Here is a 13058-nt window from a genome sequence, read left to right on the forward strand (position 1 = left end):
AAGACGTGAAGGCTTTGACTGTCGTCCCGGGGACGAAGGAGCCGTTGGTGCTCAGGGATGTCCCCGAGCCCGACGCGGCGGACGGTCAGGTCCTGGTGGAGACCCTGGCCGTCGGGCTCTGCGGCACCGATGCCGAGATCACCTCCGGCGAATACGGAGAAGCACCCGCCGGGTCACCGTTTCTGATTCTGGGACACGAGAACATCGGCCGTGTCCTCGACGCTCCGGCAGGTTCCGGGCTCAGCCCCCGGGATCTGGTGGTCTGCATCGTTCGCCGTCCGGACCCTGTGCCGTGTCCTGCGTGCGCGGCGGGGCAGTGGGATATGTGCCGCAACGGCCGCTACACCGAACACGGAATAAAAGGCCTGCACGGGTTCGCCCGAGAACGCTTCCGGGCTGATCCTGATGCTCTCGTCCGGCTTCCGAACACGCTGGCCGACGTCGGCGTTCTGCTGGAACCAACAACCATCGTCGCCAAAGCCTGGCAGCACATCGACGCGATCGGCTCCCGGGCCTTTTTTGCCCCGAAGACCGCCGTTGTCACCGGGGCCGGGCCGGTCGGCCTGCTCGCGGCACTGCTGGGCGTGCAGCGCGGACTCGACGTCCACGTCTTTGACCAAGTGCGGGCAGGGCCGAAACCGGGACTCGTCCGGGAGCTCGGAGCGACCTACCACCCGGAGAGCCTCACTGATTCCGGGATTCAGGCCGATATCCTGGTCGAATGCACCGGCGTCGCCTCCGTAGTGCTCGAGACGATGACCTGCAGAGCCCTCGACTCGGTCACCTGCCTGACCGGAGTCTCCTCCACCGGCAGGACCGAGCCAGTGGACATCGGCGCGGTCAACCGTGCCCTGGTGCTGGGCAACGAATCGGTATTCGGCAGCGTCAACGCCAACCGCAGCCACTATGAAGCCGCTGTCAGGGCATTGGAGCAGGCCGACAGCGCCTGGCTTCAGCGGCTGATCACCCGCCGGGTACCACTGGCCGACTTCCAGGACGCCTTCCGGCGCCAGGATACCGACGTGAAAGTCGTCCTCGAAGTCAAGGCCGGCTGAGGTGACGCGCATAGAGGATTACGCCATCGTCGGGGACCTGCACACGGCAGCCCTGATCGGAACAGACGGATCCATCGACTGGCTCTGCCTGCCGCACTTCGACTCGCCGGCCTGTTTCGCCGCGCTGCTGGACACCCCCGACGCGGGACGCTGGCTGCTGGCCCCTGCCGCCGGAGGCACCTGCACCCGCCGCCGGTACCGGCCCGACACCCTGGTCCTGGAGACCGAATGGGACACCGGCACGGGAAGGGTCAGAGTAACCGATTTCATGCCTCCCCGGGACGGGGTCGCCGACCTCATCCGCATCGTAGAGGGACTCAGCGGCACCGTCGCGATGCGCGGCGAACTGGCCTTACGTTTCGACTACGGGCACGTGGTCCCCTGGGTCCGGCGCACCACAACCGGGATTCATGCGGTCGCCGGGCCCGACTCGGTTCACCTGTCCTCGTCCGCCCCCATGGAGGGAGAACACCTCCGCACGGTCAGCGAATTCACGGTCAAGGCAGGTGAGCGTGTCCCGTTCGTCCTTACCTGGTCACCCAGCCACTTGCGGCGGCCGCGGACCGTCGACGCCGAGAATGCCCTGACCGGGACCCTGGCGTACTGGGAGGACTGGTCTTCGCGCAGCGCGGCCGCCGGCCCCTACCGGGACGCTGTCCAGCGGTCCCTGATCACCCTCAAAGCACTCACCTTCGCCCCGACCGGGGGCATCGTCGCGGCTGCGACGACATCACTTCCCGAACAGCCCGGGGGGCCCCGCAACTGGGACTACCGGTACTGCTGGCTCCGGGACGCGACGCTGACGCTGCAGTCCCTCATCACAGCCGGCTACACGGACGAGGCCAAAGCCTGGCGGGAATGGCTGCTGCGCGCCGTGGCAGGCGACCCGGCAGACCTGCAGATCATGTATTCCCTCGACGGGCGGCGCAGGCTCCCCGAAGCCGAGATACCCTGGCTGGCAGGGTACGAGGACTCCACGCCGGTCCGCACCGGCAACGCGGCCGCCGACCAACTCCAACTCGACGTCTGGGGTGAAGTCCTCGACGGGCTTTCCCTCACCCGCAACGCCCTCCTCCACGACGCGGACGACTCCTGGGACATCCAAATCGCCCTAATGGACCACCTTGAGGACGCCTGGCAACAGCCCGACAACGGACTCTGGGAAATGCGCGGACCCAGGCGGCACTTCACCCACTCCAAAGTCATGGCCTGGGTCGCAGTAGACCGGATGATCAAGGCAGTCCGCCAGTTCCACCTCCCCGGACCAGCAGACCGGTGGGAGGACCTTCGCGAGGCCATCCACAACGACGTCATGGAGCACGGCTTCAACCCTGAAATGAACTCCTTCGTCCAGTCCTACGGCGGCACCGAACTCGACGCCAGTCTCCTGCTGATCCCCAGGGTCGGATTCCTTCCTCCGGACCACCCCCGCGTCACCGGCACCATCGACGCCATCCAGCGCGGCCTGACCCAGGACGGGTACGTGCTCCGGTACCGCCCCCAACACAGCGACGACGGGCTGCCCGGCGGAGAAGGTGTCTTCGTTGCCTGCTCCTTCTGGCTCGTCGACGCACTCCTTGGCGCCGGAAAACGCACCGAGGCAACGACACTGTTCGAACGACTCCTGACCCTGCGCAACGACGTGGGCCTGCTCAGCGAGGAATGGGACGTCCAAGACGCCCGGCAACTCGGTAACACCCCACAGGCCTTCAGCCACTTCGCCCTGATCACCAGCGCCTTCCAGCTCCACCACGGCCCCAGCCACCGAAGCGATCAAACAATCACCGCCCGCACAACCCCGCCACCGGACTAACCCCAAACACGGCCGGCCGCACCAGGTGCAGACAGCGAAGAGGCCACAAGGAACCCTCGCCGGCCCGGCCTCGGAGGGCCCCGTTTCGCTCTCGCCCCCAGGGCCCCGCCGCTCATGTCAAAGGCAAACAACCGCAGAGAAATCAGCCGACCGGACAATCACGGTATTTCTCAGCTCGTGAGCCCAGATTCTGTAAGCCCGGTACTTAGCCCGTCCGGGCCTGTTACGGCTCCTCCGAAGGTTCGGCATGCTCCGGCGCCTCCGGTGCCTCTGCCGGTTCGGCATGCTCCGGCGCCTCCGGTGCCTCTGCCGGTTCGGCAATCACTGGTACGTCCGGTGCGTGTGCCAACTCCGGTGCGGTTGAAGATGACGCCGGCGCCGGCGGGACCTCAGCCGAAGATACGGGCGCGCTGGACGGAGTGGGCGTCGATGCGGGAACAACCGACGATGTGGCCGTGGAGGAAGCCGACGGATCAGCGGCGGGGGCGGCCGGCGACACAGTGGACGTCGCATCGGTCGGCGCAACGGTGGCGGTGGCGGCCACTGCTGCACCGGTGCCACCAGCGGCAACGACGGATGCTACAACAACGGCTTTTCCTGTGGTGCCCAGCGCACCCAGCCAGGGGATGATTCCTGCCATGACAGGGGAGTCCTTTCAATACAGAACATGAGACCGGCTGACCTCATGGACAGCCGAGCGCAACGGTACTTGACAGATGGGGGATCCTGCTCGCCAGTTCCTGGAAACTACGTCAATCCTTGGCGTTTCCTGCGCCGTCCACGCGGAGACAAAAACTCGCTAAGGCATGCCGGCACAATGCCATTGGTGCCAGGCCTGGCTGTGCCGTGGCCGGCACTTGGTCAGTTTCCTTCGGGTGTGAAGAGTCTGCCGAGTTCTTCGTTGACTTTGACCGGGTCGAAGTGTGCGGGATCGAAAGTTTCCTCTCCGCCGGATCGTTGCGCGGTTCCTTGGGCCCATTCGTGCAGGCCCTGGAGGTGCTCGCGGTCTGATTCATCGACGGCATCAGGGTTGGCCAGAGTGGCGATGAGGTCTTCATAGCCGCCGATTCCACCGGAGTCCTCCAGGGGGCAGCGTCGTTTACCGCGGATCACCCGGGCATGGGCGTCGTCACCGGTTTTCCTGACGGTTTCGATCCAGTCGATGCGGTGGAGCCAGCTATCGCCGAAGTCGTATGCGTAGAACAGCGGGGTTGAGCCTTCGTTGAGGACTTTCCCGAGCTGGACGGTCTCTTCAGGCAGGTACCAGCCCTCCTCGTCTTCTGCCCTGACGTAGGCAGGCGCCCAAGACCTGGCCTGTGTCCGTCCGCGGCCCGGGGTGTTCGGGTTGCGGTCGGTAAAGGAATGCAGGTGGGAGTTTTCCCAGCCAATGATCACCTGCAGAACGTCGTGGAATTCGTCCAGGTAAAGGCTGGAATCGACTTCGAATAGCCGCCAGATCTTTGGTTTACTCCCGACGAGGTGGACTCTGGCGCGCAGAAGCTTGCCTTTGGTTCTTGGCGTGGATCTCTCATTCGTGGCCATAGGGGGTCCTTTCCATCACAGAGCAGCGGCCTGGGCCAAGCGGTTGTCACCGGGGGTACGGTGTTCGGGTTCGGCAGAGATCTGGCCCAGGTTCAGGTGGGTGTTCATGTCCAGGGTGAAGCGTCCGTAGGGGTTGATATGGGTCCAGAACAACGGTGTGAGGCCCCTGCGGTCTTCCGGTTCGAGCAGTCCGGTGAACTCCTTGACCTCGAGCACGGTTTGCAGCAGCAGGGTGTTGACCAGGACCAGGGAGGATTGGAGCAGGTGCAGGGCGAGCATGGACACTTCGGTCGTTTCACGGTCAGGGCCCGTGAGGTCACGGTTTTTACCGTAGAAGACGACGTCGTTTCCGCTGTTCCAGTTCTCCACTACCTGCAAACCGGAATTGATTTCGCGTCGCAGGTCTTCGCTGGCGAGGTAGTCGGCGGCGAAGATCGTCCGCACGGCCCGGCCCAGTTCCTCCAGGGCCTGGTACGTGGGGTGTTTGGGCCCGCCCCGGGTGAAACGGCGCAGGATCGTCTCCGACTCTGCCGTGCCGAGTTTGAGGGCCGTGGCGTATTTGACCATCTGATCGTATTGCTGGGCGATGATCTCCCAATTGATCGGCCTGGACAACACGTCATTGATCTCGGCGTAGGCTTCTTCATTGCTGGCCCGGTAGAGGCGGATCGAGCCGATGTTCTTCAACCTCGGCAACAGCTTGAACCCCAGGAGTTCGGTGAACGCGAACCCCACGATCGAGGCCCCGTGGGTATCGACGTAGTTTGCTTCGATCTCGGCGTCGGTGTCGTGGCGCAGAACGCCTTCGATCATCGCCGCGACCTCGGAGGAGGAACAGTTCTTCAGCTGGGAATAGATGCAGGTCGATTTCTTTTCCACGTGCCAGTAGATCATCACGCCGGGACCACCGTAGCGGTTGTGCCATTCGGTCATCAGGTTTGATTCCCAGGAGCCGAACTTTTTCGAATCCGACGCACAGGCGTTCCCTTCACCCCACCAGTGAGGGTTCCTGGCCTCGAACGTGGCGTTGACGACCTTCACGATCGCCTGGCGCAGATTGTCCTTCGTGATGAATGTCCGGCGTACGTGGCGTAGCTCCCGCTCGCTCTCTCCGTGACCGCCGGCATCAGTGACCGCTTTGATGCCCATGTTCGTCCCAAGCCCGAACAGGCACAACAGCAAACGCCTGCGCAGGGTCTCACGGTCAAGGACCTCACGGGAGGCCACGGAAACAAACTCCCCGGTAAACCCGGTCAGGAAGTCCGCTTCCTTGAGGACTTCTAGCAAGTCCAGGGTGCCCCACCGGGCCAGGACCTCGGCCTTGAGTTTGCCCAGATTCACCGGCTCGTCGAGTTTTTCCAGCTTGGGGACCTTTATCCACGGCGCCCCACGGCGTCTGGTGATCTTCACTCCACCGGTGGTATCGGCCGGCAGCCCCTTATCCAGGTGCTCCAGTGACCTCCTCATTCTGGACTGAAGATCAAGAATGAACCTGGCCGGGTCCAACGGTTTCTGCAGGGCCTCGTAGTGGAGCTCACGGGAAGCGTCGAAGTCCTGGGGAAGGTCCTCTTCCGGGTCCCGCCATTTCCCCGCCCCGTCAACGAAAACCTCGCGGCGGCGCAAAGCGTCCCGTAAGGACACGAGCAGGCACAGCTCGTACGGGATCCGCTCGATCCTGCCCTTCTCGTCCCGGACAGCGCCCTCCCAGGACCTGGGCACCACACCCGCAACCGGGACTACCTCTCCGGGCGCGAAGAACTGGCTCTTACTTCCAGCATCCGCGTACCGTTCCAGCAACGCGATGGCATCCATGATGGGCCGGAACGCCGTGTTATGGCACCGGAACCGCAGCACGGACAGCAGCGCCGGTAACATCCGCCGGTAATGATTCGAGTACGAACCCCGCAACACGGTCCTCACCTTGCCCTGGAACACGCTCTCGTTGGCTTTTGCCTCCTGGACCAGTTGCCGCAGGGTTTTCTCACTCACCACCGGGAACACGGCCTCCCGGACCGTCTCATCCGGGCAGGCGACTGCCCTCTCGGCCAGTTTGAACAGCAAAGCCGTCTTGCCGCGCACCCTTTGCAGATCCTCGGTCAGTTCCTTCTCGACCTTCCTCACCGCGCCGGTATTGATCTTCAACACCAGCACGAGCAGCAAATCGACCAGGCTGTCAGCTATCTCTGCCGTCCGTTGATGACACAACGCCGCCAACAGCGTCAACCGCACCGGCGCCGGCGCGTCCTGGAAATCCGATGGATACATCCGTGCCGCCCGCGCCCGCCAGGCACTCACGACCTTCTCCGACACCCCGGCAAACAAGCCAGCCGGTAAATCAAGAGCCTGGGCTGCTGAAAGCTTCTCCACCTCCGCCAGCAACGACTCCAAACCAGCCGGGCCCGGATCAGCCTTCAACACCGACAACAGGGAACCGGCTGCACCATCAGCGACCAAGGCCTTCAGCCCAGCCGCACCGTCCGGGCCTAGAACCTTGCCCACATGAGCACACAGGCGCTGCTCAAACAACGCCCGGCCAGCACCAACAATCCTGCCCGCACGTCCCGGCGGCTCAATCCGCTCCTGACGACACCGGGACAGCGAAGCCTCCACAAGCGCAGACTCTCGAACCTCAGACGGGCACACCCTCTCCGCCAACCACCCAGCCAGCCGGGCCTCATCAGCGGTCGTGAACTCACGGAAACCAAAATGGGACCGGATCTCGGCCCGGTGGTACTTGATTGAGCGCCCGCCCCAGTAGGGAGCCAGCGCATCGGGAGGAACAGAAATCTGCGCCGCAATATAGTCCACCGCTCCCAGTGGAAGGTCAGAAGGCCCACCCGGGAACCTGGCATGTTGCTGAAAAAACTTCAGCAACACAGCAAACCCTGCCCGAGTCGCTCCTGACTTCCGCGCCATCAACGCCACATCTTCATCAACCAGCGTCCACGAATCAAGAAGCTCGCTCGTCAGCTCAAGGCCCATACCAGAACTCAACCACACCTAGATTGCCCCTGAAGACACCTTCAGGACTACCGGGCCAATCATGCTGACTCGAACACTTCCAGTAGGCCTAGAAGCCTTGCTCGGGGTTCCTGGGTCGTTCGTCCTGCTCGTGGCGCCGTTAGGGGGCGGCTTTGTTTTTCGCTTCAGAGGGCGATGACGTTGGCGGCAATGGCGACCAAGGCGCCTGCCAGCGCTGGGAGGGCCGGTGGCCAAGTTCCCGTTCGAATGAGGCGACAACGGAGGGCAGTAGGCCCCCGGCTAATTGGGAGCCCGCGTCACCGACTCTGACGGCGGGCAAGAAGTCTCCGTTGGGGAACAAGCCCTTGGCGAGAAACCACAGGCCATCAGGGCCAGCAGCGTACCCGGCCACGGCGGCGGCAAGATCAGCGGTCAGCGAACCGGATTTGATCCTCATAACCAGTATTGACTCGATCCCCGGGTCCAGGTTCTAGTCTGAGCAAAGCGTGGCGTATGAAGCCCAGCTTGTCGGGTCCACCGCGGGCCAGTGCCTTCTGGCGGTGGGACTGCACCAGCTGCAGGGCGGACATCGCGAAGGTCAGGGTGAAGAGCGCCCAGGACAGTACGGCGATGGATACGTGGATGATGAGCCAGTAGCTCTGAAGTGCCGGGACGAGATGGCCTACGGGCGTCCAGTACGCCACCGAGGCCGCGACCAGCATCATGATCGCCAGTCCCACCACGAAAGTGCCCAGGAACCGGAGGTCCCGGCGGATCAGCACCAGCAGGAACACGGCCGCTGCCACGAAGGCGCCTGTGCTCAGGAACTCGTACATGTTGCCCCATGGCACGCCGGCGGCACCCAGGCCGCGCGAGACGACCCCGGCGCCGTGAATGACGGCGCACAGTACCGTCAGCGCAACGGCGACGCGGGCAGAGACCCGCCGCTCCGGGGCGTAAAGCATTCGGCCGTCGGCCGCTGGGCGGGCCCTTGCGGCGGCTGGTTGGGTGGCGGCAGCGGACGTCAGATGACCGGCCGGAGCTTCGGGACCGCTCCGCTCAGTCCGAGCATCGGCTGGGCTGTCCTGCTCGTGCTCGGGTCCGCCACCCGCCATTTCAGGAACCCTCGCTGTACTGGCCCAAGGTTTCATTCAAGGGAATCGTTTACCGGTCCGTGGTGCTGGAGGAAGAGGGATTGGCTGTGGCGGCGCAATTAGCAGGCGAATAATTGCTCAGCCACCTATGGCTGAGCAATCCCCGGACGGCGGCTGCCTCCGCAGCCAGCCGGTGGTCTTCGCCGCGGGCCAGCAGCCCGTATTCGACCATGGTGCGCCCGTCTTCGTGGGTTCCCGCCCTGACCCAGACACGGCGGCGGTTCACGTAGAGGGAAGTGATGAGGCCGGCGACGGCCAGCAGCGAAAACACCAGAACCCCGCTCTGGCCGGGCGTGGACCGGACATCGACGCCGATGTAGCGCTTGAGCCCGTCGAAGCTGATGCTGCCCTTCCCGTCCGGAAGGGTGTAGGTGGCGCCGGGGGCAAGGGTGATGCCGCCGGCCGGCAGGTCCCGGCCGTTCAGCTGTGTCAGCTTTTTTACGTCGAGGACGTAGACGTTTTGCGGCACGCCGGTGTCCAGGCCGAGGTTCCCATAGTAGGAGTTCAGGTTTAACTGAGGATTTAACGGGTCCGGGTCGAAGCTGTAGGAGATACCCTGGTCGTTCTTGACCGCCGAGGGCAGGAAGAACCCGACGAAGCCCAGCTGGGACGGGGCCGCGTCCGGAGCCTTGATCACCACTGAGGAGGTATAAACACCGTCGCTCGGGACGGTCACGACCGGGCCGCTGAAGGCCGTCTTACCGGTTCCGTCCTTGACCGTCACGACTGGGGCATAGCCGTTACCGACCAGGAACATGCCGGTTTCACCGAAATAGACCGGATCGTTGACCTTCAGGATCTGCTGGCGCGGCGGCGCGCCTGCGCCGTCCTTGGTGGTCAGGGCGGCGGTGAAGTCGATCGGCTGGCCGAACTGCTTCTTCGATTCCCGGTCGAAGCGGACCTCGAACTTATCCAAGGTGACGCCAAAGGGCTCCAGCCACGCGGGGTTGAAGTTTGTCCCGGGCGTGAAAGCATCGTAACTGACAAGGGTGTTGATGAAGCTGTCGCCTTCAACGATGATCTTTTGTCCCCGGTAGCCGAACATGCCCCCGACCGCCACGCAGACCAGCACGCCGATCAGCGAGGTGTGAAAGACCAGGTTCCCTGCCTCCTTCAGGAAACCGCGCTCGGCTCCCAAGGAAGGCCGGTTGCCATCGAGATCGCGGACCTCGACCCGGTATCCCCGCTTCTTCAACACTGCCGCGGCATCGCTGATGGCGGCCGCCGCGGAGGTTCCCGCGTCCGCGGGGAGGACCATGGTTCCGTACTCGGGCAGCCGGGACAGCCGTCGTGGCGTTCGTGGCGGACTGGAGCGCAGGGCCTTGTAGTGCGCCCTGGCCCGGGGCAGTACGCAGCCGATCAGCGAAATGAACAGCAGCAGGTAGATGGCCGAAAACCACACCGACGTGTACACGTCAAAAAGCTGGAGGGTATCGACAACCGGCCCGACAGCAGGGTTGTCCTTCAGATACCGCGCCACAGCGGGTGCATTGACCGGTCGCTGCGGGAACAGCGAGCCCGGCACTGCGGCCACCGCCAGCAGGAGCAGCAGCAACAGCGCCGTGCGCATGCTGGTCAGCTGCGTCCAAGCCCACCGCAGCATCTCATTGAATCCAAGAGCAGGCGCAGCCGCCCTCGTGGCCTCCTGCAGGCAGGGTTCCGGGTTAGGTGAACTTCCAGACACGAAAGTCCTTTCTGTCTGTGACGGTGTCTCTGCCAAACTGACGACTGAGGCTGGATCGATGGGGTGGTCCGCAGGCGCTCCGAGCCGGCCCGCCGACATTCAGGCGGCAGCGAAATTGCTGTGTCGCGGGCGGGTTACCATGAGCGCTGCCACCCCGCCACCGCCCTCTGCGACCGGGGGTCAGCGGGACGGCGAGATCGATGGCGTCGGCCTCGCGGCCGTGGTTGGTGGGCTTGAGGGCTGGTTCTTGAGCATCGTTTCGGGCGGTTCGGGAAACGCTTCCGTGGAGTACAGGGCGGCGACCTGGGACATGTAATTTGCCCACTGTGGGCCGGCGATCATGTACCCGTCGATACCTTTGTAGAATTTGCCGTTGATTGTTACGTTTTGTCCTGCACGTTGTTGTCCCTCCAGCGCGTCCCCGAAGAAGGAGGCTGTAGCAAGTCCTCGGGTGTAACCCACCACCCAGGTGGCGCCGTTGTTGTTTGAAGTACCCGTTTTAGCGGCGGCTGGTATCCCGGCGGGGATTTTAGGTGTGATGTATACGCCGGAGCCTCGTTTGAGGACGTCTTGAAGCACGTAGTTCACGCCCTTGGCGACGTCCGGTTTGAGGGCCTCGCGGCAGGTGGTTCCGGGGACGGGGAGTTCGCTTCCGTCGGCCTGGGTGATGCGGACCAGGGCTCGTGGTTCACAGTATTGCCCGTCATTGGCGAATGTTGCGTAGGCGTTAGCCATATTGAGAGGTGATACGCCGGTGGCTCCCAGGAGATTGCCGAGTTGATGAATGTTCACGGGTGTGCTGTCCAGGCCGCTGCGTACCCCGAGGGCGTCGACTACTTTCTGGATTCCGCAGAAGTCCAGTTGGGCTGCCGAGGCGAAGGTGGCGGTGTTGATGGAGTTGTACAGCCCGTAATTTACTGGCATGGGCCGGTAGAACCCTTCCTCGGCATTCTGGAGGTCGTCCGCCGCATCTAGGCGGGCAGCTTTCTGGGCCGTGCTGTAGGCGCCGGAAACCTTCCCGCACGTCGATTTCCAAGGGAAACCGATAGGGTAGACGCGTTTGGACGCATCCACTGTCGCGGTGATGCTTTTGCCCTCGTTTAGCCATTGGGCGAATGTGAACGGTTTCATGGTGGATCCAGGTTGAAAGCCGCCGGCCCCATTAAGGTCGTTTCCGGCGCTGTCTTTGGCGTCCACATTAAAGTTCAGCTGGGTGTCGAATTTCCCGTCCTGCGGCAGGTACACGGTATTTTGGGCCATGGCCAGGATCTTCCCGGTTCCTGGCTGCACGGTGACAAGGGACGCACCCCATTTGCCAGGGTTTGGCCCGGCAGTGGCATCTACCTGCTGTTGCGCTGCGTGCTGCAGCCTGCTGTCCAGAGTGGTAGTGATCGTCAGGCCGCCACGGTATAGCCTCCTTTCCCGTTCCGCCACGTCGGAGCCGTAGGCCGGGTCGTTGAGCACCAGCCGTGCAACATAGTTGCAGAAGTAAGGGCCCATCCGGGCTCCGGCGCAGCCTTGCCGGGAGGGGGTGAGCTGCAGGTCGGGTCCGGTCGCGACCGCGGCGTTATACTCTGCCTGTTGTATTTTCCCTTGCGCTAGCATGTTGCCCAGGACCTGGTTCCGGCGGGCGATGGATTGTTCCGGGTTCACGGCCGGATCGTAGAAACTCGGGCTGTTCACCAGCCCGGCGAGCAGGGCCGCCTGGGGCAGGGTCAATTCCTTCGCGGTCGTGTTGAAGTAGTACCGGGCCGCAGCTTCGGCGCCGTAGGCGTCCCGATTGAAGAAGACAATGTTCAGGTACCCCTCAAGGATCTGTTCCTTGGAGAACTTTTTCTCCAAGGCGATGGCCAGCTTCATCTCCCGCAGTTTGTCGCCAATTTCCTTTTGCCCGTTGAGGACTATTTCGGATTCGCGGCCCGAAGAGGCCAGGGATTCGTTGATGACATTGGTGACATACTGCTGGGTCAGTGTGGAGGCGCCTTGCCGGGTACCGGTGGCGAGGTTGCGTGTCAGGGCGCGCAGGATACCCTGCCCGTCGACTCCGCCGTGCTCGAAAAACCGGCTGTCCTCAATCGCCACGATGGCGTCCTTGAGGTAGGGAGACATCTCATCAAGCGGAACACTGGAGCGGTTCTCCGCGTAGAAGGTGGCAATAATCTGCCCGTCCGAGGCCAGGACCTTCGTGGATTGTGAAGGAGGTTCGACCGCCAGTTCGGCCGGCAAACTGGCGAACAGCGCATTGGAGCCACTCAGAGCCGCCCCTGCCACCGCCGCACCAGGCACCAGCAAGCCAGCCACCAGAACACCCGCCAGGACGCTGGCTGCCACAAAACCGAGCAGCTTCCCCTGCAAACCTACTCCCGCGCCGGACCACCGCCCAGTCGGTGGAATGTCGCTCATAACCTTTCCTTTCTCCACTTCTTATGTTTGCTGAAATAAACCCGGTCCTCGGGCGCCGGTAGTGACCACACACACGGGTTGTGCCCGGTTACCGATTTGTCCGGTCCGCCCGCAGGGCACTGTAGCCCGGGACGGAAACCCGAATGCCGGGTATGTGGCGGATAGGGTCCGGACGGCGCGGGGCCTCCTGTGCCGCGCCGAGAAGGTCTCTTCCCTGCCTGCGACCCGGAAAGCCGCACCCCAGCGGGACCAAGCGGTAGAGACGATGCCACTCCCCGGGCTTGCCGGACGCTGAAGCCCGCGCATGGGGTGCGACAGCGGCCCCGGGCGTGGTGAAGAGTGATGATGCACTAAGTGCCCTAGGAACCTGCGATCCCGGTCTGGAGTGGGCCTGATTGTATGGGGGTTGGGCCCGGTTTCGAAGTCTGAGCAGTGCGGGCGCGGCC

At 63.6% G+C, this 13058-nt stretch carries 7 protein-coding genes and 1 pseudogene; 2 read left to right on the forward strand and 6 right to left on the reverse strand.

The genetic code is table 11. The features are described from left to right. The first annotated feature begins 5 nt into the window (after window positions 1-5). Both LFT49_RS21375 and LFT49_RS21380 read left to right on the forward strand, forming a co-directional pair. Window positions 6-1055 (forward strand): glucose 1-dehydrogenase, encoded by a 1050-nt coding sequence (locus tag LFT49_RS21375; RefSeq protein WP_236803068.1) that lies wholly within the window; start codon window positions 6-8, stop codon window positions 1053-1055. 1 nt (window position 1056) lies between these two features. After that, window positions 1057-2868: a glycoside hydrolase family 15 protein gene (locus LFT49_RS21380; protein ID WP_236803069.1), complete on the forward strand. Its 1812-nt coding sequence runs from the start codon at window positions 1057-1059 to the stop codon at window positions 2866-2868. Between the two features lie 223 nt (window positions 2869-3091). On the opposite strand, the gene LFT49_RS21385 is transcribed toward LFT49_RS21380, so the two are convergent. From LFT49_RS21385 to LFT49_RS21410, 6 genes and pseudogenes are all read right to left on the reverse strand, one after another. After that, window positions 3092-3508, reverse strand: coding sequence for a hypothetical protein (locus LFT49_RS21385; protein ID WP_236803070.1), 417 nt, complete (start codon window positions 3506-3508; stop codon window positions 3092-3094). A 221-nt stretch (window positions 3509-3729) separates the two neighbouring features. Beyond that, window positions 3730-4410 carry a plasmid pRiA4b ORF-3 family protein gene (locus LFT49_RS21390; protein ID WP_236803071.1) on the reverse strand — a complete coding sequence of 227 codons (681 nt, stop codon included), beginning with the start codon at window positions 4408-4410 and terminating at the stop codon, window positions 3730-3732. A 15-nt stretch (window positions 4411-4425) separates the two neighbouring features. Next, window positions 4426-7392: a Tn3 family transposase gene (locus tag LFT49_RS21395; protein WP_236803072.1), complete on the reverse strand. Its 2967-nt coding sequence runs from the start codon at window positions 7390-7392 to the stop codon at window positions 4426-4428. Window positions 7393-7880: 488 nt separating this feature from the next. Continuing rightward, window positions 7881-8351, reverse strand: a pseudogene (gene ccsA / locus LFT49_RS21400) (cytochrome c biogenesis protein CcsA); the annotation flags it as partial. Window positions 8352-8535: 184 nt separating this feature from the next. Then, window positions 8536-10128 carry a cytochrome c biogenesis protein ResB gene (resB, locus tag LFT49_RS21405; protein WP_237430601.1) on the reverse strand — a complete coding sequence of 531 codons (1593 nt, stop codon included), beginning with the start codon at window positions 10126-10128 and terminating at the stop codon, window positions 8536-8538. Between the two features lie 261 nt (window positions 10129-10389). Continuing rightward, entirely contained in the window at window positions 10390-12612 is a 2223-nt protein-coding gene (locus LFT49_RS21410; protein WP_237430602.1) for a transglycosylase domain-containing protein, read from the reverse strand. Between the last annotated feature and the right edge of the window lie 446 nt (window positions 12613-13058).

It is taken from the genome of Arthrobacter sp. FW306-06-A, from assembly GCF_021870055.1.
Lineage (GTDB): Bacteria > Actinomycetota > Actinomycetes > Actinomycetales > Micrococcaceae > Arthrobacter.